Annotated in this window: 19 protein-coding genes and 1 other RNA gene; 6 read left to right on the forward strand and 14 right to left on the reverse strand. The window is 55.8% G+C overall.

Translation table 11 applies throughout. The features are described 5' to 3' along the window. Nucleotides 1–11: 11 nt before the first annotated feature. Genes ubiH through ACERY3_RS21600 form a run of 3 tightly spaced genes read right to left on the reverse strand, consistent with a single transcriptional unit; the run spans nt 12 to nt 3110 of the window. The gene (gene ubiH / locus ACERY3_RS21590) at nt 12–1190 is read right to left on the reverse strand and encodes a 2-octaprenyl-6-methoxyphenyl hydroxylase (RefSeq protein ID WP_373226477.1); all 1179 of its coding nucleotides are present in this window, start codon (nt 1188–1190) and stop codon (nt 12–14) included. Continuing rightward, nucleotides 1187–2500 (reverse strand): Xaa-Pro aminopeptidase, encoded by a 1314-nt coding sequence (pepP, locus tag ACERY3_RS21595; protein WP_029739211.1) that lies wholly within the window; start codon nt 2498–2500, stop codon nt 1187–1189. Before pepP ends, ubiH begins: the two co-directional genes overlap by 4 nt. A gap of 31 nt (nt 2501–2531) precedes the next feature. Further along, nucleotides 2532–3110, reverse strand: coding sequence for a YecA family protein (locus tag ACERY3_RS21600; RefSeq protein WP_023333316.1), 579 nt, complete (start codon nt 3108–3110; stop codon nt 2532–2534). Between the two features lie 168 nt (nt 3111–3278). On the opposite strand from ACERY3_RS21600, the gene zapA reads away from it, so the two are divergent. From zapA to ACERY3_RS21615, 3 genes are all read left to right on the forward strand, one after another. Continuing rightward, the gene (gene zapA, locus ACERY3_RS21605) at nt 3279–3608 is read left to right on the forward strand and encodes a cell division protein ZapA (RefSeq protein ID WP_020883720.1); all 330 of its coding nucleotides are present in this window, start codon (nt 3279–3281) and stop codon (nt 3606–3608) included. 41 nt (nt 3609–3649) lie between these two features. Then, nucleotides 3650–3841, forward strand: a non-coding RNA gene (ssrS, locus tag ACERY3_RS21610) — 6S RNA. 24 nt (nt 3842–3865) lie between these two features. Beyond that, complete coding sequence (locus ACERY3_RS21615; RefSeq protein WP_032660084.1) at nt 3866–4462, forward strand: 5-formyltetrahydrofolate cyclo-ligase; 597 nt, start codon at nt 3866–3868, stop codon at nt 4460–4462. A gap of 107 nt (nt 4463–4569) precedes the next feature. Here the strand turns inward: ACERY3_RS21615 and serA are convergent, their stop codons facing one another. Further along, nucleotides 4570–5802 carry a phosphoglycerate dehydrogenase gene (gene serA, locus ACERY3_RS21620; RefSeq protein ID WP_023333318.1) on the reverse strand — a complete coding sequence of 411 codons (1233 nt, stop codon included), beginning with the start codon at nt 5800–5802 and terminating at the stop codon, nt 4570–4572. Between the two features lie 266 nt (nt 5803–6068). Then, nucleotides 6069–6728 carry a ribose-5-phosphate isomerase RpiA gene (gene rpiA, locus ACERY3_RS21625; protein WP_014885151.1) on the reverse strand — a complete coding sequence of 220 codons (660 nt, stop codon included), beginning with the start codon at nt 6726–6728 and terminating at the stop codon, nt 6069–6071. A 127-nt stretch (nt 6729–6855) separates the two neighbouring features. Here rpiA and argP point away from each other — a divergent pair, with 127 nt between their 5' ends. Next, complete coding sequence (gene argP, locus ACERY3_RS21630; protein WP_008499727.1) at nt 6856–7749, forward strand: DNA-binding transcriptional regulator ArgP; 894 nt, start codon at nt 6856–6858, stop codon at nt 7747–7749. Nucleotides 7750–7797: 48 nt separating this feature from the next. Here argP and ACERY3_RS21635 read toward each other — a convergent pair whose 3' ends face one another. The 7 genes from ACERY3_RS21635 to tkt form a co-directional block, all read right to left on the reverse strand. After that, nucleotides 7798–8538 (reverse strand): oxidative stress defense protein, encoded by a 741-nt coding sequence (locus ACERY3_RS21635; RefSeq protein WP_023309114.1) that lies wholly within the window; start codon nt 8536–8538, stop codon nt 7798–7800. A gap of 91 nt (nt 8539–8629) precedes the next feature. Beyond that, nucleotides 8630–9265 carry an arginine exporter ArgO gene (argO, locus tag ACERY3_RS21640; protein ID WP_021242063.1) on the reverse strand — a complete coding sequence of 212 codons (636 nt, stop codon included), beginning with the start codon at nt 9263–9265 and terminating at the stop codon, nt 8630–8632. A 143-nt stretch (nt 9266–9408) separates the two neighbouring features. Continuing rightward, nucleotides 9409–10263 (reverse strand): small-conductance mechanosensitive channel MscS, encoded by an 855-nt coding sequence (mscS, locus tag ACERY3_RS21645; protein ID WP_033146600.1) that lies wholly within the window; start codon nt 10261–10263, stop codon nt 9409–9411. Nucleotides 10264–10449: 186 nt separating this feature from the next. After that, entirely contained in the window at nt 10450–11529 is a 1080-nt protein-coding gene (gene fbaA / locus ACERY3_RS21650; protein ID WP_032660076.1) for a class II fructose-bisphosphate aldolase, read from the reverse strand. A gap of 92 nt (nt 11530–11621) precedes the next feature. Beyond that, the gene (gene pgk, locus ACERY3_RS21655) at nt 11622–12785 is read right to left on the reverse strand and encodes a phosphoglycerate kinase (RefSeq protein ID WP_023333323.1); all 1164 of its coding nucleotides are present in this window, start codon (nt 12783–12785) and stop codon (nt 11622–11624) included. Between the two features lie 49 nt (nt 12786–12834). After that, nucleotides 12835–13854 carry an erythrose-4-phosphate dehydrogenase gene (gene epd, locus ACERY3_RS21660; protein ID WP_032660071.1) on the reverse strand — a complete coding sequence of 340 codons (1020 nt, stop codon included), beginning with the start codon at nt 13852–13854 and terminating at the stop codon, nt 12835–12837. A 340-nt stretch (nt 13855–14194) separates the two neighbouring features. Next, nucleotides 14195–16186, reverse strand: coding sequence for a transketolase (tkt, locus tag ACERY3_RS21665; protein WP_058841906.1), 1992 nt, complete (start codon nt 16184–16186; stop codon nt 14195–14197). A 272-nt stretch (nt 16187–16458) separates the two neighbouring features. On the opposite strand from tkt, the gene ACERY3_RS21670 reads away from it, so the two are divergent. Further along, the gene (locus ACERY3_RS21670; protein ID WP_021242066.1) at nt 16459–17217 is read left to right on the forward strand and encodes a M48 family metallopeptidase; all 759 of its coding nucleotides are present in this window, start codon (nt 16459–16461) and stop codon (nt 17215–17217) included. Nucleotides 17218–17426: 209 nt separating this feature from the next. Next, nucleotides 17427–18695: an OprD family outer membrane porin gene (locus ACERY3_RS21675; RefSeq protein WP_058841907.1), complete on the forward strand. Its 1269-nt coding sequence runs from the start codon at nt 17427–17429 to the stop codon at nt 18693–18695. Nucleotides 18696–18747: 52 nt separating this feature from the next. On the opposite strand, the gene speB is transcribed toward ACERY3_RS21675, so the two are convergent. Continuing rightward, nucleotides 18748–19668 carry an agmatinase gene (speB, locus tag ACERY3_RS21680; RefSeq protein ID WP_014071686.1) on the reverse strand — a complete coding sequence of 307 codons (921 nt, stop codon included), beginning with the start codon at nt 19666–19668 and terminating at the stop codon, nt 18748–18750. A 208-nt stretch (nt 19669–19876) separates the two neighbouring features. Continuing rightward, nucleotides 19877–21853 (reverse strand): biosynthetic arginine decarboxylase, encoded by a 1977-nt coding sequence (gene speA / locus ACERY3_RS21685; RefSeq protein WP_023309121.1) that lies wholly within the window; start codon nt 21851–21853, stop codon nt 19877–19879. Between the last annotated feature and the right edge of the window lie 7 nt (nt 21854–21860).

Genomic DNA, 21860 nt, shown 5'->3' on the forward strand with positions numbered 1-21860 from the left:
GTGATAACTCCTTAACGCGCGACCCAACCAAGAGTCCGCTGCGCCAGCACGTCACGTGCCGGAATGAATAATTCCATCGCCATCAGCCCGAGGTTGCGACCCGCAACCAGCGGCGCCCAGCGATTGGCAAAGAGATGGACTAAGCCGTCGGTAACGCCGATTGTCGCCTCTTTATCGGCCTGACGTCGCTTCTGGTAATGGCTTAGCACCGGGTATGCGCCACAGTCTTTTTGTTCGCCCCACGCCTGAGAAAGGGTTTCCGCCAGGCTCATGACATCACGCAGGCCAAGGTTGAACCCCTGCCCCGCGATGGGGTGCAGCGTCTGAGCGGCATTACCGACAAGCGCCAGACGATGGGAGATGGACTGAGAGGCAGTAGTCAGCGAAAGCGGGTAAACCGCCCGCTGTCCAGCATGGGTAATACGCCCCAGTCGCCAGCCAAAGGCTTTCTGCAGCTCGGTACAAAAACGTTCGTCTGACCAGGCTTTAACCTCTTCGGCCTTATCCTGCGGATGACACCAGACAAGCGAACAGCGTCCGTCCGACATCGGCAGCATCGCCAGCGGGCCATGCTGCGTAAAGCGTTCAAACGCCCTGCCGTGGTGTTCAGCTGCGGTCGCGACATTCGCAATGACCGCAACCTGCCCGTAAGGCTGCTGACGCCACTCCACGCCGCACTGGGCGCCGAGCGATGAGCGCGAGCCGTCCGCGGCGACCAGAAGCTGGCCTTCAAGCACGGTGCCGTTTTCCAGCGTTACGCTGACCGACTCCTCACTGCGGCTCACGCTGGCCACGCGCGCCGGGCAATGCAGCGTGACGCCCGGCGCATCCTGGAGCAGACGAAACAGACGCAATCCGACGTCGTGCAGCTCGACAACCTGACCCAGCGCGTCAATGCGGTAATCCTGCGCGTCCAGCGTGACAAAGCCAGCATGGCCGCGATCGCTTACGTGAACGGTTTTAATTGCCGTCGCGCAATCAGCGATGGCCTGCCAGATGCCAATGCGGGACAGCTGCTGGCAGGTGCCCTGCGCCAGGGCAATCGCGCGCGAATCAAAACCGGGATGATTCTTCGCCTGCGGTGCGATAGCTTCAACCAGGTGCACCGGAAGCTGCCCCTTCGTCAAATGCGAAATGGCCAGCGCCAGCGTGGCCCCGGTCATGCCGCCGCCAACGATAATCACGCTCATGCGCGTGCCGCTGCCATCAGCGCCTCGATATCGTCAGCGTTTTTCACGACGCTCGCGGTCAGGTTTTCGTTACCGGTTTCGGTAATGACGATGTCATCTTCGATGCGAATGCCAATCCCGCGGTACTCTTCAGGCACGTCGGCATCCGGCGCGATATACAGGCCTGGCTCCACGGTTAACACCATGCCCGGCTCCAGCACGCGCGAACGGTCGGTGCCGTACGCGCCAACGTCATGCACATCCAGCCCTAGCCAGTGGCTCAGGCCGTGCATGAAATATGGTCGATGCGCATTTTCAGCGATCAGGGTGTCGACCTCCCCTTTCAGGATCCCGAGCCTGACCAGACCGGTAATCATGATGCGCACCACTTCGCCGGTCACTTCCTGCATGGAGGTACCGGGACGATACAGCCTGAGCGCCGTCTCAAGCGATTCCAGGACAATGTCATAAATGGCGCGCTGTGCCGGTGAGAATTTACCGTTCACCGGGAAAGTACGGGTGATGTCTCCCGCGTAGCCCTGGTATTCGCAACCGGCGTCAATCAGGACCAGATCGCCGTCGCGCAGCGCGCTTTCGTTTTCGGTGTAGTGCAGAATGCAGCCGTTTTCTCCGCCGCCAACAATGGTGTTGTAGGAGGGATAACGCGCGCCGTGGCGGTTAAATTCGTGATGAATTTCGCCTTCCAGCTGGTATTCGAACATCCCGGGACGGCACTTTTCCATGGCGCGGGTGTGTGCCAGGGCGCTGATTTCGCCCGCACGACGCATCAAATTCAGTTCTTCTTCTGACTTGAACAGGCGCATCTCATGCACCACCGGACGCCAGTCCGTCAGCGTGGCCGGCGCGGACAGGTTCTGCCGCGAGCCTTTGCGCAGCTTATCGAGCGCGGTGAAAACAATCTCATCGGCGTACGCATATTCGCCCTGCGCGTGATAGAGCACGTCGAGGCCGTTAAGCAGCTGATAGAGCTGCTGGTTGATTTCGCTAAACGCCAGCGCGCGGTCAACGCCCAGCTTCGCCGGTGCGGCCTCCTGGCCCAGGCGGCGGCCAAACCAGATTTCGGCCGTTAGATCGCGCACGCGGTTGAAAATCACGCTGTGGTTGTGGGTGTCATTGCTCTTAATCAGCACCAGCACCGCTTCCGGCTCGTTAAAGCCGGTGAAGTACCAGAAATCGCTGCTCTGGCGATAGGGGTATTCGCTGTCGGCGCTGCGCGTGACTTCGGGCGCAGCAAAAATCAGCGCGGCGCTGCCCGGCTGCATTGTTGCCAGAAGCGCCTGACGGCGGCGCGAATACTCTTGACTCGAGATAACCATGACACCCTCCTGTGCGTTATTTTTCTTAATGTAAGGTTGGCTTGCGGACTTCCGGCGCGGTCGGCTGAGAGCGCGTGAAGTTATCGTGGCACAGCAGTGCCGCCACGCGCACGTACTCGATAATCTCTTCAAGAGACATTTCCAGCTCTTCCTGGTCTTCGTCTTCATCGTAGCCGAGCTGGGCGATGTTACGCAGGTCGTCGATCGCCTCACCCGCTTCGCCGGTCACTTTATCCAGTTTAGGCTGCGTCACGCCCAGCCCCAGCAGATAGTGGTTTACCCAGCCGGCCAGCGCATCGGCGCGATCGAACACGCTGACGTCGTCGCCTTCAGGCAGATAAAGCTGAAAAAGGAAGCCATCGTCTTCCAGCGAATCGCTGGTTGCGGCGTGCATTTTACGCAGCGCTTCCGCCAGCTCGTGACCAAACGCCAGCCCTTCATTCGTGAGGTCGTGGATCAGCGGCTGCCATGAGCTGTCGCTGTTTCCGCCGCACAGCATGCCACTGATCAGACCGTGCATTTCGGCAGGGGTTAAACCGATTCCCTGCTGGTTCAGTAACTGGTTTAAATCCTTGTAACCAGGCATTTCGTTCTGTATAGACATGAGCATTCGTCATCAAAGGGGGGAAGTTTCATGATATGCTACCACTTTGGACCCTGGTGATACCAGAAAAGGGCTTGTATCTTCACATCAGGGTAGCTATAGTGTCGCCCCTTCGCAGCCCCCGGGGCAGTAAGCGAAGGCAGCGCAGTCAATCAGCAGGAAGGTGGCATGTCTGCACAACCCGTCGATCTCCAGATTTTTGGCCGTTCACTGCGAGTGAATTGTCCGCCTGAACAAAGGGATGCTTTGAATCAGGCAGCGGACGATTTGAATCAGCGGTTGCAAGATCTAAAAGAACGCACTAGAGTCACAAATACTGAGCAGCTGGTTTTCATCGCCGCGTTGAACATCAGCTATGAACTGGCTCAGGAAAAAGCAAAGACCCGCGACTACGCGGCAAGCATGGAGCAGCGCATTAAAATGCTCCAGCAGACCATAGAACAGGCATTGCTTGATCAAGGTCGCAATCCCGAAAGACCGGGACCAAAGTTTGAATAACACTTCTCAGTTGACTATGGTAGAGTAACTGTGAAGACAAAATTTCTCTGAGATGTTCGCAAGCGGGCCAGTCCCCTGAGCCGATATTTCATACCACAAGAATGTGGCGCTCCATGGTTGGTGAGCATGCTCGGTCCGTCCGAGAAGCCTTAAAACTATGACGACACATTCACCTTGAACCAAGGGTTCAAGGGTTCAAGGGTTACAGCCTGCGGCGGCATCTCGGAGATTCCCTCTCTTTTCTTCTACCGACTACCATGACCCAATTCCCTGAAGTTTCTGCTTCACGCCAGGACATCCGTCAGTTAATTCGTCAGCGCCGCCGTGCGTTAACCGCCGATCAGCAAGCGCATTTTGCCCAGCAGGCCGCCGCCCGTATGATGGCGTATCCCCCTGTAGTGATGGCGCACACCGTTGCGCTGTTTCTGTCATTTGATGGAGAGCTGGATACCCAACCGCTGATAGAGCAGCTCTGGCGCGCCGGGAAGAAGGTCTATCTGCCGGTGCTGCACCCGTTCAGCGAAGGTAATTTGCTGTTTCTGCACTATCACCCCCACAGCGAGCTGGTGGTGAATCGCCTGAAAATCACCGAGCCGAAACTCGACGTGCGCGACGTGCTCCCGCTGTCACAGCTGGATGTGCTGATTACGCCGCTGGTGGCGTTTGATGAACAGGGCCAGCGTTTAGGGATGGGCGGCGGTTTTTACGACCGGACGCTGCAAAACTGGCAGCAGTACGGGTTGCAGCCGGTGGGTTATGCGCATGATTGTCAGGGCGTAGAGGCGTTGCCGGTGGAGAAATGGGATGTGCCGTTGCCGGCGGTAGTGACGCCATCGAAGTTGTGGGAGTGGTGAAACAGGCGTGCGGCCTGATGCCCTCACCCCAGCCCTTTCCCACAGGGAGAGGGTGAAAACATAAAAAACGGTAACTATCGTTACCGTTTTGCATTTATCTCGCACCATCAGTACAGCAGACGCGCGCGAATCGTCCCTTGAATCGCCTTCATGCTCTGCAGCGCTTTCTCAGCAACATCGTCATCCGCTTCGATATCAATGACCACGTAGCCCATCTGCGAGTTCGTTTGCAGATACTGTGCGGCAATGTTGACGCCCTGCTCGGCAAAGATCTGGTTGATCGCGGTCAGCACGCCCGGACGGTTTTCGTGGATGTGCAGCAGACGACGACCACCGTGCAGCGGCAGAGACACTTCCGGGAAGTTCACGGCAGAGAGCGTAGAACCGTTGTCGGAATATTTGCTCAGCTTACCCGCCACTTCCAGACCGATATTCTCCTGCGCTTCCTGGGTAGAGCCGCCGATGTGCGGCGTCAGGATCACGTTGTCGAACTCGCACAGCGGAGAGGTAAACGGATCGCTGTTGGTCGCAGGCTCCGTCGGGAAGACGTCGATGGCCGCGCCCGCCAGATGCTTACGCTTCAGCGCATCCGCCAGGGCCGGGATATCGACAACCGTGCCGCGCGCGGCGTTGATCAGCAGTGAGCCCGGCTTCATCAGCGCCAGCTCTTCCGCGCCCATCATGTTTTTGGTGGACGCATTTTCCGGCACGTGCAGGCTCACCACGTCGCTCATGTTCAGCAGGTCAGAAAGGTGTTGAACCTGGGTAGCGTTACCCAGCGGCAGCTTGCTTTCGATATCGTAGAAAAACACGTGCATACCCAGGGATTCCGCCAGAATACCGAGCTGCGTACCGATGTGGCCGTAACCGATAATCCCCAGTTTTTTACCACGCGCTTCGAAAGAACCGGACGCCAGCTTGTTCCACACGCCGCGGTGCGCCTTGGCGTTCGCTTCAGGAATGCCGCGCAGCAGCAGAAGCAGTTCGCCAATCACCAGCTCCGCCACGGAACGGGTGTTGGAGAACGGGGCGTTGAAGACGGGAATACCGCGTTTGGCGGCAGCATTCAGGTCAACCTGGTTGGTACCGATACAGAAGCAGCCGATAGCCACCAGCTTTTCCGCCGCGGCAATAACCTCTTCAGTCAGGTGAGTACGGGATCGCAGGCCAATGAAGTGGGCATCACGGATGGACGCTTTCAGCTCTTCGGTATCGAGCGCGCCTTTGTGAAATTCGATGTTGGTGTAACCTGCCGCACGAAGGCTATCGATTGCTTTTTGATGCACGCCCTCGACAAGCAGGAATTTAATCTTGTCTTTCTCCAGTGATACCTTTGCCATTTACCCGACCCTGTTTTTGTCTGAACTGATGTTGTGCTGGATATGAATCCGCTGTAGCCAACATATCAAAAAAAACTATTGCAGCAATATGAACGTTTGCGTCGGCACTCTGAAGAAAAGTCATACAGAGCAAAATGTCAGAGGAAAATGCTATGGAAATTTACAAACGCGGCAGGATCGGCAAATGAGGCGTAAAAACGTGACACAAGTCACCGAATTTAGCTTTTCAAAAATTTTTTAGCGGGGGGAGGACTCCCCCCGTCAGATCATTTTACGATGGTTTTCACGCCGTCAGCGGTGCCGATCAGCGCCACATCCGCGCCACGGTTGGCGAATAGCCCTACGGTCACTACGCCTGGGATAGCGTTGATGGCATTTTCCAGCGCAATCGCGTCAAGAATTTCCAGACCGTGAACGTCGAGGATCACGTTACCGTTGTCGGTGACGACGCCCTGACGGTATTCCGGACGACCGCCCAGCTTCACCAGCTGACGTGCAACCGCGCTACGCGCCATTGGGATCACTTCGACCGGCAGTGGGAAATTACCCAGAATGTCGACCTGCTTGGAAGCGTCCGCGATGCAGATAAACTTGTCCGCAACGGAGGCGATGATCTTCTCGCGCGTCAGCGCCGCGCCGCCGCCTTTGATCATCTGCATGTGGCCGTTGATTTCATCCGCGCCATCAACGTAAATCCCCAGACGATCCACTTCGTTGAGATCGAAAACGGTAATGCCGAGGCTTTTCAGCTTTTCCGTGGAAGCATCAGAGCTGGAAACCGCGCCCTCGATTTGCCCCTTCATCGTGCCCAGCGCATCGATAAAGTGTGCCGCGGTTGATCCCGTACCGACACCGACAATGGTACCCGGCTGCACGTACTGGAGAGCGGCCCATCCTACTGCTTTTTTCAGTTCATCCTGCGTCATGATCGTTTTGCCTGTGGTGTGAAAACTCAGGGCGCATTATAGAACACGTCGAATGGAATTCGTCTGCCACGAAGGGAAAATTGTGTCATAGTGCAGAATAAGCAAAATTAAGGAGCCAGCCAGAGCAATGAAACGTCCGGACTACAGAACACTACAGGCACTTGATGCAGTTATTCGTGAACGCGGTTTTGAGCGCGCGGCGCAAAAGCTTTGCATCACCCAGTCCGCCGTATCACAGCGTATCAAACAGCTTGAAAACATGTTCGGCCAGCCGCTGCTGGTGCGTACCGTGCCGCCACGTCCAACCGAGCAAGGGCAAAAGCTTCTCGCCCTGCTGCGCCAGGTTGAACTGCTGGAAGACGAGTGGCTGGGTGACGAACAAACGGGCTCTACGCCGCTGCTGCTCTCTCTGGCGGTCAACGCCGACAGCCTGGCAACCTGGCTGCTGCCGGCCCTTGCGCCGGTATTAGCGGACTCCCCTATCCGCCTGAATCTCCAGGTGGAAGATGAAACCCGTACCCAGGAACGCCTGCGTCGCGGTGAAGTGGTTGGGGCGGTCAGTATCCAGCCTCAGGCGCTGCCAAGCTGTCTTGTCGATCAGCTGGGCGCGCTGGACTACCTGTTTGTGGGTTCAAAAGCCTTTGCCGAGCGCTACTTCCCGAACGGCGTCACCCGCGCCGCGCTGCTGAAAGCCCCTGCCGTGGCGTTCGACCATCTGGACGATATGCATCAGGCGTTCCTGCAGCAAAACTTCGATCTGCCGCCGGGCAGCGTGCCGTGCCATATCGTCAACTCGTCTGAAGCCTTTGTGCAGCTTGCGCGTCAGGGCACCACCTGCTGCATGATCCCGCATCTGCAGATTGAGAAAGAGTTGAAAAGCGGTGAGCTGATTGACCTGACGCCGGGGCTGTATCAGCGCCGGATGCTCTACTGGCACCGGTTTGCGCCTGAAAGCCGCATGATGCGCAACGTCACCGACGCGCTGCTGGCGTACGGGCACAAGGTGTTGAGACAGGATTAATCGCTTGAATTCCCTCTCCCTGCGGGAGAGGGTTAGGGTGAGGGCAAATTACTGCGCCTTAGCCGCCTCAGTTTGCTGAGTTTGGGTTGGCTCCAGCTGGAACACCACATCCACCTGATCGTCAAACTGAATGGTTGGCTGCTCGTATGTTTCCTGAGCAGACACCGGAGCTGCATCAGCCTTCATCATGCGTACCATCGGGCTTGGCTGGTAGTTAGAGACGTGGTAACGCACGCTGTAAACCGGGCCGAGCTTGCTCTTAAAGCCAGAAGCCAGCTGTTCCGCCTGGTGAATGGCATCATCAATCGCCGCTTTACGCGCTTCGTCTTTGTATTTCTCCGGTTGCGCAACGCCCAGCGACACGGAACGAATTTCGTTCAGACCCGCCTTCAGCGCGCCATCCAGTAGCGAGTTAAGCTTATCCAGCTGACGCACGGTCACTTCGACGGTACGCACGGCACGGTAGCCTTTCAGGATGCTTTTACCATTCTGGTAGTCGTAATCGGGTTGAGTACGCAGGTTCGCGGAGTTGATATCTTTTTTACCGACACCGTTCTGCTCGAGGAAAGAGAGGTATTGCGCAACACGATCGTCAGCCTGCTTCTTGGCAGATGCCGCATCTTTCGCAGATACATTGACTTCAATTGCCAGCGTTGCGACATCGGGTACCGCGTCCACGCTTGCGGTGCCTGAAGTGACGATGTGCGGGCCATCCGGCAGTTCACTTGCCTGCACCGACACCGCACCAAAACTTACTAATGCCGCCAGGGCCATCACCTTAAACTTCACTGTTATTCCTCCATGTTGCGAAGAGTGCCCATTAACAGGGCGCATGCCAGCAAGCTTAGCGGGTCTTGTTCAGTTGTCCATAAGACAAGGATTAGTTGAACAATTCCTGTACGTGGTGAATCCCCTCTTTTGCCAGCTGAAAAGCAATAAACCACATCACCAGCCCCACCAGCGTATTAATGATGCGCTGGGCTTTGGCCGTACGCAGACGAGGAGCCAGCCATGCAGCCAGAATGGCGAGACCAAAGAACCAGAGGAAAGAGGCGCTAACCGTACCCAGCGCAAACCAGCGTTTCGGCTCAACGTCCAGCTGCCCGCCCAGGCTGCCCAGCACCACGAAGGTGTCCAGATAAACATGCGGATTAAGCCAGGTGACCGCCAGCATGGTGACGATAATCTTCCAGCGGCCCTGCTTCATGACTTCCGCACTCGCCAGTTCGAGGTTGCTGCTCATCGCGGTTTTCAGTGCACCAAAACCGTACCAGAGCAGAAACGCCACGCCGCCCCAGGTGACCAGCGCCAGCAGCCAGGGAGACTGCATGAGCAATGCGCTGCCGCCAAAAATCCCGGCACAGATCAGCAGTAAATCGCTTACCGCGCACAGCAGGGCAATCATCAGATGATACTGGCGGCGAATGCCCTGGTTCATCACAAACGCATTTTGCGGGCCAAGGGGAAGGATCATGGCCGCACCTAAGGCAAGCCCTTGAAAGTAATAAGATAACATGACGAAATTCTCACAGTATTGTCCAGGAAGGAGACTATACTGCGCGAATCACATTAGAGGAAATTGATAATATTAATTGGGGATTAGCAGCACTTATAAAAATAAAGCCCGGTGGCGCTAACGCTTACCGGGCCTGCAAGAAGTTATTCGGCTTCTTTGACTTTTTTGACGTTTACGTCCATCTGCGGGTACGGGAAGCTGATGCCGTTGGCGTCGAAGTCGCGCTTAATGCGTTCCAGAACGTCCCAGTACACGTTTTGCAGATCGCTGCTTTTGCTCCAGATACGCACCACGAAGTTAATGGAGGAAGCGCCCAGCTCGTTCAGGCGAACCGTCTGCTCTTTATCTTTCAGAATGCGATCGTCTGAGGCGATGATGTTGCTAATCAGCGACTTCACCTGATCGATGTCGGAGTCGTACGCCACGCTGATAATCAGCTCGTTACGACGCACCGGTTCACGGGAGAAGTTAATGATGTTGCCCGCGATGATTTTCCCGTTAGGCACGACCACAATGCGACCATCGACGGTACGCATGGTCGTTGAGAAAATCTGCACCTGCAGCACGGTTCCGGCAATGCCGCCAAGGTCAACATATTCGCCGGAGCGAAACGGACGGAAGGTGACCAGCAGAACGCCAGCCGCCAGGTTTGACAGCGAGCCCTGCAGCGCCAGACCAATGGCCAGACCGGCGGCACCGAGAACGGCAATGACGGAAGCGGTCTGCACGCCCACACGGCCCAGCGCCGCAATCAGCGTAAAGGCGATAATGCCGTAGCGCACCAGCGCGGAGAGGAAGTCAGCCACCGTGGCGTCAATATTACGTGCCAGCATTACGCGGTTAACCGTGTTCGATACAATGCGCGCCACGATCATCCCGACGATGATGATGGCAATCGCCGCGACGATGTTCACGGCATAGCTCAGCAGCAGCGCCTGGTTGCGCACCAGCCAGTTACCGGCGTTATTGATGCTGTCTACAACATCGAGTTGTTCCATTTATTCTTCCTTTTGTTAAACCAAAACACAAAATCCATCCCCCATGGAGACAGGCAGGTCCGTAAAGGGTAAACAAAAAGCGCCGGGTTTGCCAAACAGATCACAAAAACTGGCCTGGCAGGGTATTGAAAAAGCATAAAAAAAGGCCCGCATTTGCGGGCCTTCTGATGCTGTTAGCAGCTCAAATTACAGAACGTCTACCGCGTTCAGTTCTTTGAATGCCTGCTCCAGACGAGTAATCATTGAAGTCTGGGCAGCGCGCAGCCATACGCGTGGATCGTAGTATTTCTTGTTCGGCTGGTCTTCGCCTTTCGGGTTGCCCAGCTGACCCTGCAGGTAAGCTTCGTTGGTTTTGTAGTACTGCAGGATACCGTCCCATGTTGCCCACTGGGTGTCGGTATCGATGTTCATTTTCACTACGCCGTAGCTTACGGAGTCTTTGATTTCCTGAGCAGAAGAACCGGAACCGCCGTGGAAGACGAAGTTCAGGCTGTTGTGCGGCAGGTTGTGTTTCTTAGAAACGTATTCCTGAGAATCACGCAGGATAGTCGGGGTCAGAACCACGTTACCTGGTTTGTAAACGCCGTGTACGTTACCGAAGGACGCTGCGATGGTGAAGCGTGGGCTGATTTTGCTCAGCTCGGTGTAAGCGTAATCAACGTCTTCTGGCTGGGTGTACAGTGCAGAAGCGTCCATGTGGCTGTTGTCCACACCGTCTTCTTCACCACCGGTGCAACCCAGTTCGATTTCCAGAGTCATGTCCATTTTGGCCATGCGCGCCAGGTATTTGGAGCAGATTTCGATGTTTTCGTGCAGTGACTCTTCAGACAGGTCGATCATGTGAGAAGAGAACAGTGGCTTACCGGTAGCCGCGAAGTGTTTTTCACCCGCGTCCAGCAGACCGTCGATCCACGGCAGCAGTTTCTTCGCGCAGTGGTCAGTGTGCAGGATAACTGGAACACCGTAGTGCTCAGCCATCTGGTGTACGTGGTGCGCACCAGAGATAGCGCCCAGGATTGCAGCACCCTGAGGAATGTCAGTTTTCACGCCTTTACCTGCGATGAACGCAGCGCCGCCGTTAGAGAACTGAACGATAACTGGCGCTTTAACTTTAGCAGCAGTTTCCAGTACGGCGTTGATGGAGTCGGTACCCACGCAGTTAACTGCTGGCAGAGCGAAGTTGTTTTCTTTAGCTACCTGGAACACTTTCTGTACGTCATCACCAGTGATAACGCCAGGTTTTACGAAATCAAAAATTTTAGACATGTTGCTTAGTCCTGTATCTTCGGCCGTTAGAAAAGGTGCGAGCTCTTAAAAGCGCGCTGAAAATTGGGCAGGTTTCCCTGCCCTTGAATGGCTTACTTCTTAGCGCGCTCTTCGAGCATTGCTACTGCTGGCAGTACTTTGCCTTCCACGAATTCGAGGAATGCGCCGCCACCAGTGGAGATGTAGGAGATCTTGTCAGCGATACCGAACAGGTCGATTGCCGCCAGGGTGTCACCACCGCCTGCGATAGAGAACGCTTCGCTGTCTGCGATAGCGTTAGCAACGATTTCAGTACCTTTGCGGAAGTTCGGGAATTCGAACACGCCAACAGGACCGTTCCACAGGATAGTTTTTGCGTTTTTGAGGATTTCAGCCAGTTTCTGTGCAGAAACGTCGCCCAGGTCCAGAATCTGCTCTTCATCTTTGATGTCGTTAACAGATTTCAGGGTCGCGGTTGCGGTTTCGGAGAACTCGGTCGCTACGCGAACGTCAGTTGGAACCGGGATATCGCAGGTGCTCAGCAGGCGTTTGGCTTCGTCAACCAGGTCTGCTTCGTACAGGGATTTACCCACGTTGTGGCCCTGAGCGGCAACGAAGGTGTTCGCGATACCACCGCCAACGATCAGCTGGTCAGCGATTTTAGACAGGGAATCCAGAACGGTCAGTTTGGTAGAAACTTTAGAACCACCAACGATAGCCACCATTGGACGAGCAGGTTCTTTCAGTGCTTTACCCAGCGCTTCCAGTTCGTCAGCCAGCAGAGGACCGGCACACGCTACGTCTGCGAATTTACCGATACCGTGGGTTGACGCCTGAGCACGGTGAGCCGTACCGAATGCATCCATCACGAATACGTCGCACAGTGCAGCGTATTTTTTGGACAGAGTTTCGTCGTCTTTCTTTTCGCCTTTGTTGAAGCGAACGTTTTCCAGAACAACCAGTTCACCGGCTGCAACTTCAACGCCGTCCAGGTAATCTTTCACCAGGCGAACCGGGTTGGACAGTTTGTCTTTCAGGTAATTAACCACTGGCAGCAGAGAGAACTCTTCGTTGTACTCGCCTTCAGTTGGACGACCCAGGTGGGAGGTGACCATCACTTTCGCGCCCTGCTTCAGAGCCAGTTCGATGGTTGGCAGAGATGCACGGATACGCGCGTCGCTGGTCACTTTGCCATCTTTAACCGGTACGTTCAGATCGGCACGGATGAAAACGCGTTTACCAGCCAGATCCAGATCGGTCATCTTAATTACAGACATGGTGAATCCTCTCGTTGATTCTTAAAGTTTTGCAGACGCACAATGCGTCTTACCTGAAACCTTGAGCGGCCATTGCTAACGTGGTGTCGAGCATTCGGTTAGCAAAGCCCCATTCGTTATCACACCAGACCAGCGTCTTGATAAGGTGTGCGCCACTGACTCTCGTTTGCGTGCCATCGACGATGGCGCTGTGCGGGTCGTGGTTAAAATCTACTGAGACCAACGGTAATTCCGTATAGTCAACTATACCATGAAATGCCCCCTGTGCCGCTTTTTGCAGCAACAGGTTGACTTCACAGGCTTTTACCGGTTTTTTCACCGTCACGCTAAGATCGATTGCGGTGACGTTAATCGTCGGGACACGCACGGCAATCGCTTCAAACCGGTCATTAAACTGCGGAAAAATTCGGGTGATCCCTGCCGCCAGTTTCGTGTCCACCGGAATAATTGACTGGCTCGCTGCGCGAGTGCGTCGTAAATCCGGATGGTAGGCGTCGATAACCTGCTGATCGTGCATGGCGGAGTGAATCGTGGTCACGGTGCCGGATTCAATGCCATACGCATCGTCTAACAGTTTGATGACCGGAATAATGCAGTTAGTGGTACAGGAGGCGTTGGAAACAATGCGGTGTTCTGCCTGCAGCTCATGCTGGTTGACGCCAAACACGACGGTCGCGTCGAGGTCGTTACTGCCGGGATGAGAAAACAGGACTTTTTTCGCGCCTGCTGCCAGATGCGCTTCGCCATGTTCGCGGTTGCCGTACACGCCGGTACAGTCAAGCACCACATCCACACCCAGTTCACGCCAGGGTAGCCCGGAGATGCTGTTCTCATGCAGCACACGAATAGCGTCGTCACCAACAAAAAGTCGATCTCTTTCCTGGCGTACGTCCCAGGCAAAGCGTCCGTGGCTGGTGTCATATTTCAACAAATGCGCCATGCCCGTAGCATCCGCCAGTTCATTGATTGCCACCACGGTTATTTCCGCCCGACGTCCTGATTCATATAAAGCACGAACCACGTTACGTCCGATGCGACCGAAGCCATTAATCGCTACGCGTACGGTCATAGATCTCCTGCAAAGCAATCCCTGAGTTTGAGGTGGCTGAAAGAGTAATCCAGCTACGCCCGAAGGGGAATCCTTGCTGTCACAAACTGCGATTGATTGGTCAATTGTCGAACATTTAATCGACTGAAACGCTTCAGCAAGAATAAGCGAATCGGGGAATAAAAGGAATGTCTGTCCAGATGAATAAGCGCGCTATATGACTTGCGTCACATTTTAGGTGGAATAATGGCGGCAAGGTAAAAGCAAAACGGTAACCGAGAGGTTACCGTTTTTTAGTGTTTGCACCCTCTCCCGTGGGAGAGGGCTCGGGTGAGGGCATCAGCCCGCACCGTACAAACGATTACAGCAGTTCTTTCGCTTTCGCGACAACGTTCTCAACGGTGAAGCCGAACTCTTCGAACAGCTGTTCTGCAGGAGCAGATTCACCGAAGGTGGTCATACCGACGATAGCGCCGTTCAGGCCCACGTATTTGAACCAGTAGTCAGCGATACCCGCTTCCACTGCTACACGAGCGTGAACCGCTTTAGGCAGGACGGATTCACGGTAAGCAGCATCCTGCTTGTCGAACGCATCGGTAGACGGCATGGAGACCACGCGCGCCTTCACGCCTTCGGCAGTCAGTTTTTCCCACGCTGCAACCGCCAGTTCAACTTCCGAACCGGTGGCGATGAAGATCAGCTCTGGCTGGCCCGCGCAATCTTTCAGCACGTAACCACCGCGAGCGATGTTCGCCAGCTGCTCAGGCGTACGTTCCTGCTGTGCCAGGTTCTGACGGGAGAGGATCAGCGCGGTTGGACCGTCCTGACGCTCAACGCCGTATTTCCACGCCACCGCGGATTCCACCTGGTCACATGGACGCCATGTGCTCATGTTCGGGGTCACGCGCAGGGAAGCCACCTGCTCTACCGGCTGGTGAGTTGGACCATCTTCGCCCAGACCGATGGAGTCGTGGGTGTAGACCATCACCTGACGCTGTTTCATCAGCGCGGCCATACGCACGGCGTTACGTGCATATTCGACAAACATCAGGAAGGTAGAGGTGTACGGCAGGAAACCACCGTGCAGGGAGATACCGTTGGCAATCGCGGTCATACCGAATTCACGTACACCGTAATGGATGTAGTTACCGGCAGTATCTTCGTTGATTGGCTTAGAACCAGACCACAGGGTCAGGTTAGATGGCGCCAGGTCAGCGGAGCCGCCCAGGAATTCTGGAAGCCATGGGCCGAACGCTTCAATCGCATTCTGAGACGCTTTACGGCTCGCGATTTTAGACGGGTTCGCCTGCAGCTTAGCGATGAATTCGTTCGCTTTCGCGTCGAAGTCAGACGGCATATCACCTTTCATACGACGGGTGAATTCAGCCGCTTCCTGCGGGAACGCTTTCGCATAGGCAGCGAATTTCTCGTTCCAGGCCGCTTCTTTCGCCTGGCCTACTTCTTTTGCATCCCACTGAGCGTAGATCTCAGACGGGATTTCGAATGCAGGGTGTTTCCAGCCCAGCGCTTCGCGGGTCAGTGCGATTTCCGCGTCGCCCAGCGGCGCACCGTGGGAGTCGTGAGTACCCGCTTTGTTCGGCGAACCGAAGCCAATGATGGTTTTGCACATCAGCAGGGACGGTTTGTCCGTCACAGCGCGCGCTTCTTCCACTGCACGTTTAATCGAGTCAGCATCGTGACCATCAACGCCACGCACTACGTGCCAGCCGTAGGCTTCGAAACGTGCTGCGGTGTCGTCGGTGAACCAGCCTTCAACGTGACCGTCGATGGAGATACCGTTGTCGTCATAGAACGCAACCAGTTTGCCCAGCTTCAGGGTACCTGCCAGGGAGCACACTTCGTGAGAAATGCCTTCCATCATGCAGCCGTCGCCCATGAACGCGTAGGTGAAGTGGTCCACGATGTCGTGACCAGGACGGTTGAACTGCGCCGCCAGCGTCTTCTCGGCAATCGCCATACCCACAGCGTTAGCAATACCCTGCCCCAGCGGGCCGGTGGTGGTTTCTACGCCAGCGGTGTAACCCACTTCCGGGTGACCTGGAGTTTTAGAGTGCAGCTGACGGAAGTTTTTCAGCTCTTCGATAGGCAGATCGTAGCCGGTGAGGTGCAGCAGGCTATAGATCAGCATAGAGCCGTGGCCGTTGGACAGCACGAAGCGGTCGCGGTCAGCCCATGACGGGTTCTGCGGGTTGTGGTTCAGGAAATCACGCCACAGGACTTCGGCGATATCAGCCATACCCATAGGAGCCCCTGGGTGGCCGGATTTGGCTTTCTGTACTGCGTCCATGCTCAGCGCACGAATAGCATTAGCAAGCTCTTTACGTGAGGACATTTTAACTCCAGATCGGACTGTTAAAGGCCATGCCCTTGACGACAGCGCGTTTTGGGCTACGCCGGAAAAAAGTGCCAACAATGTAACCCAAGCCGCAAGTCATGTACATGGAGCATTCTTTTGCTTGTTAAGAAATCTCTGGATCATGCTCGCATGTTGCGCAATCTGCTCGCCCGGCCCTGTAGATATTCCTTATACTTAGCCCGACACCGGCTTCGCTGACGGTGCCCTTTTCGGATTTTATTCAGTTTAACGAGTACGGAAGCAACCTCATGAAAATGCGTGCAATAGTGCTGGCCCTGGGTACAACGCTCCTGCTGAGCGGCTGTCAGAATATGGATTCTAACGGTCTGATGACGTCAGGCGCAGAGGCCTTTCAGGCCTATTCCCTGAGCGATGCGCAGGTGAAAGCGCTGAGCGACCAGGCCTGTAAAGATATGGACGGAAAAGCCACGCTTGCGCCGGCTAACAGTACCTACACGCAGCGTCTGAATAAGATTGCTTCCGCGCTGGGCGACAACATCAACGGCCAGCCGGTGAACTACAAGGTGTACATGGCGAAAGACGTGAACGCCTTCGCGATGGCGAACGGCTGTATCCGTGTCTACAGCGGGCTGATGGACATGATGACCGACAACGAAGTGGAAGCGGTGATCGGCCACGAAATGGGCCACGTTGCCCTGGGCCACGTGAAGAAAGGGATGCAGGTTGCGTTAGGCACCAATGCCATCCGCGCAGCGGCGGCCTCTGCGGGCGGTATCGTTGGCAGCCTGTCGCAGTCACAGCTTGGGGACGTGGGTGAAAAACTGGTTAACTCTCAGTTCTCACAGCGTCAGGAGTCCGAGGCGGATGACTACTCCTACGATCTGTTGCGCAAACGCGGCATTAATCCATCAGGCTTAGCTACCAGCTTCGAAAAACTGGCCAAGCTGGAAGCCGGACGCCAAAGCTCCATGTTTGACGATCACCCGGCCTCAGAAGAACGCGCACAGCATATTCGCGACCGTATGGCCGCAGACGGAATTAAATAATTTCAGAAGGAGGCAATTTTGCCTCCTTTTTATTTCGCATGAATTGTTAACTTAACAGCACGTATCGGTAACCCCCTGAAAGCCCCGCCAAATCTGCCTTATCACCTTGAAATGTCTGGTCACATAATTATTGCAAAGGTCACTTTTTCCGGTAATTATCACCCCCGCAGTTATTCAAATTACTATATCCAGACAGAGACGTTCCCTCCGTGAAAAAAGAATTATCATTAATTGCTTTAAGCTTATTTGCCGCATTACCTGCCGCTGCTAGCCAGCAATCCGACAGCCAGGGTTTTATTGACGACAGCCATCTGGATCTGTTTTTACGCAATGCGTATATCAGCCGCGACTACCATCAGGGCCAGCAGGACAAAGCCGAGTGGGGTCAGGGGATCATCGCCACGTTTGCATCCGGCTATACCGAAGGGCTGGTGGGCTTTGGCGTGGACGGTATTGCTCAATACGGCGTGCGCCTGGACGGCGGCCGTGGCAAAAGCGGCGCAGGCGGCATCGACTTCTTTAAACAGGAAGATGATGGCCGGGCAAAATCCGATCTGGCAAAGTTTGGCGCAACCGCCAAAATGCGCATCTCGAATACCGTACTGAGCTACGGAAATCAGCACCCTGAGCTGCCCATCGTGAATGCCGACAGCTCCCGCCTGCTGTTTGAAAGCTACACCGGCACCATGCTGACCTCAAAAGAGATCGACGGTCTGGAAATCAACGCCGGTTACTTCACCGACGAGCAGCGTAAAAGCGATGACCGCCACGACAGCGGACTGAAGAGCCTCTCCTTCGGCGGTGCGAGCTATCAGTTTAACGACCAGTTCAGCGGCGCGCTGTACGCCTCTCATAATGAAGAGGTGATGAACAAGCAGTACCTGGGCATGAACTTCAAACAGCCGTTCAGCTCCGGGCAGCAGCTGGTGCTCGACTTTAACGGCTATAACTCCCGTCTGGATCAGGGTTACGCGGACAGCCTCGACACGGGCCGCAGCAACACCATCTGGAGCCTGGCGGCGAGCTACATCTGGGACATTCACACGTTCAAAGTGGCGTACCAGCAGAGCAGCGGCAGCACCGGCTACAACTACGGCGGCTATCGCGACAAGGGCGGCGTGGGTGACGGCGGAAACACCATCTGGCTGGCGAACTCCTACTGGTCTGATTTTAACGGCGAAGACGAACGTTCCTGGCAGGCATCCTACGGTCTGGACTTTGGCGGCCTTGGCTTACCGGGCCTGAGCTGGACCACTGCCTACGTGCGTGGGGATAATATTAAAACCTCTGAAACCAGCAACGGCAAAGAACACGAGTGGTTTAACCAGATCCAGTACCAGGTGCAGGATGGTCCGGCGAAGGATCTGAAGCTTAAACTGCGCTACTCCGTACTGCGCGTCTCCGGCAACGCCAGCGAGTACAACGTGGGCGGGGACGAAATCCGCGCTTACGTGGAATACCCGTTTAACGTGTTCTGAAGGCAATAAAAAACCTCTCAATAGAGAGGTTTTTTTTCACGCAAGGTGAGGCTCACTCGCCTTTTTTGGCTGCCTGAATGTAGAGCATTTCCAGTGCCAGGGTCGCTGCGGCCAGCGCGGTGATCTCGGACTGGTCATACGCAGGCGCCACTTCCACCACGTCCATCCCGACAATGTTCAGATCCTTCAGGCCGCGCACCAGCTTGATGGCACGATCTGAGGTCAAACCGCCGATGACCGGCGTACCGGTGCCCGGTGCAAATGCCGGATCCAGGCAGTCGATGTCGAAGGTCAGATACACGGGCATATCACCCACGATCTGCTTCACCTGCGCGATGATGTCGTCCACGCCGCGATCGTTAACCTGGCCCGCATCCAGCACGGTGAAACCGTTGTCTTTGTCGAACTCGGTGCGAATACCGATCTGCACGGAGTGGTTCGGGTCGATCAGACCTTCGTTCGGCGCGGTGAAGAACATGGTGCCATGGTCAAACTCGCAGCCGTTCGCGTAGGTGTCGGTATGTGCATCGAAGTGCACCAGCGCCATTTTACCGAAGTGCTTCGCATGGGCGCGCAGCAGCGGCAGGGTCACGAAGTGGTCGCCGCCGAAGGAGAGCATGCGCTTACCGGCAGCCAGCAGCTTCTCGGCGTGCGCCTGCAGCTTTTCGCTCATCTCACGCGCGTCGCCGAAGGCGTACACCAGGTCACCGCAGTCCACCACGTTCAGGCGCTCGCGCATGTCGAAGTTCCACGGGAAGCGGTTATGCTCCCAGGCAAGATTAGTGGAAACCTGACGGATCGCTGCAGGGCCGTGACGACCACCCGCGCGGCCAGATGTTGCCATATCGAACGGCACGCCGGTGATCACCCAGTCAGCGTCGCTGTCGTACGGCTGGAAGTTCATCGGAAGGCGTAAAAAACCAAACGCGTTAGATACCAGAGAGTTATCGTACTGATGACCTAAAGTGCTCATGTCCTGACCTCTTTTAAAGTCGATACATTAAAAACAGATGAAAAAAAATCCCCTCCGCGTCGTTAAACCCGACGAGGAAGGGATTGATTCGTAAATCGCTTATTGGGGCGAATTATCGCCGGTAATGCATACGGGTTCAAGTGAGTATAGGGCATTGTGCGGTCTGATGCCCTCACCCCGCCCTCTCCCTGTGGGAGAGGGCGTTTTCCTACTCGTCTTCCAGGTAGGTGTACCCGTACAGGCCCGCTTCAAACTCTTCCAGGAACTGCTGCTGGAGCGCATCGTCCAGACCGGTGTTTTTCACCTGGTCGCGGAACTGAGTGAGCAGTTTTTTCGGATCCAGCTGAACGTATTCCAGCATGTCCGCCACGGTGTCCCCTTCATCGGACAGCTCAATTTCCACATTGCCGTCAGGGAACACGAACACGTCCACCGCTTCGGTATCACCGAACAGGTTGTGCATGTTGCCGAGGATCTCCTGATACGCGCCGACCATAAAGAAGCCCAGCATCGGCGGGTTCTCCGGGTCGTATTCCGGCATTGGCATCGTCGTTGCGATACCGTCGCCGTCGACGTAGTGGTCGATGGCACCGTCGGAATCACAGGTGATATCCAGCAGCACCGCACGACGTTCCGGCGCGTGGTTCAGCCCTTCCAGCGGCAGAACCGGGAACAGCTGGTCGATACCCCAGGCATCCGGCATCGACTGGAACAGCGAGAAGTTGACGTAAATCTTATCCGCCATACGCTCCTGCAGCTCGTCGATAATCGGACGGTGCGCGCGGTTGCTCGGGTCGAGCTGTTTCTGCACTTCATGGCACATGTTCAGGTAGAGCTGCTCCGCCCACGCGCGCTCCTGCAGGCTGAAGGTGCCTGAAGAATAACCCACGTGAATATCATGCAGATCCATCTGGCTGTCGTGCAGCCATTCGCGCAGGGAACGACGCGTGCCCGGCTCGTGCATTTCCTGCCAGGTTTCCCACATGCTTTGCAGGGAACGCGGAGCATCGTCTGCCGGAGGCGTCGCTTCGCTGATTTCGCTACGCTCAACGCCGATGATGTTAGAGACCAGCACCGTATGGTGCGCGGTCACCGCGCGACCGGATTCGGTGATCACCGTCGGGTGCGGCAGGCCGTTCTCTTCACAGGCATCACCGATCGCCCAGATGATGTTGTTCGCGTATTCGTTCAGGCCGTAGTTCACCGAGCAGTCAGACTGCGAGCGGGTCCCTTCGTAGTCCACGCCGAGGCCACCGCCCACGTCGAAGCACTGAATATTCACGCCAAGCTTGTGCAGCTCCACGTAGAAACGCGCGGATTCACGCACGCCGGTGGCGATGTCGCGAATATTGGCCATCTGCGAGCCGAGGTGGAAGTGCAGCAGCTGAATGCTGTCCAGACGACCGCGCTCGCGCAGGATTTCCACCAGCTGCAGCACCTGGTTTGCCGCCAGGCCGAACTTGGATTTCTCGCCGCCTGAGGACTGCCATTTACCGGAACCTTGTGACGCCAGACGCGCACGCACGCCAAGGCGCGGCACCACGTTCAGACGTTCGGCCTCTTCCAGCACGATGGCGATTTCGGTCATCTTTTCGATAACCAGATAGACCTTGTGGCCCATCTTCTCGCCAATCAGCGCCAGACGAATGTATTCTCGGTCTTTATAGCCGTTACAGACGATCACTGAACGGGTCATGCCCGCATGCGCCAGAACCGCCATCAGCTCCGCTTTGGAGCCAGCTTCCAGGCCCAGCGGCTCGCCGGAGTGGATCAGGGATTCAATCACGCGGCGGTGCTGGTTCACCTTGATCGGGTAAACCAGGAAATAGTCGCCTTTATAGCCGTAGGACTCACGCGCGCGCTTGAACGCGGCGTTAATAGAACGCAGGCGATGTTGCAGGATCTGCGGGAAGCAGAACAGTGCAGGCAAACGCTGGCCCTGAGCCTCACGGGCTTTCACCAGTTTCGCGAGATCCACGCGCGCTTCAGGGACGTCCGGATCCGGGCAGACGCTGATGTGGCCCAGTTCGTTGACGTCGTAGTAGTTATTGCCCCACCAGGCAATATTGTAAGTGCGCAGCATCTTGCTGGCTTCCTCGGAGCTCATCGCAACCTCCTGCATAGAACGTAGTACACCCTGTTCGCCCGCTGACGAAGGCGAAAAAGAAGACATGTCGTCAGACATAGCGAAC

It is taken from the genome of Enterobacter cloacae complex sp. ESBL7 (genome assembly GCF_041679625.1).
Taxonomy (GTDB): Bacteria; Pseudomonadota; Gammaproteobacteria; order Enterobacterales; family Enterobacteriaceae; genus Enterobacter; species Enterobacter asburiae_B.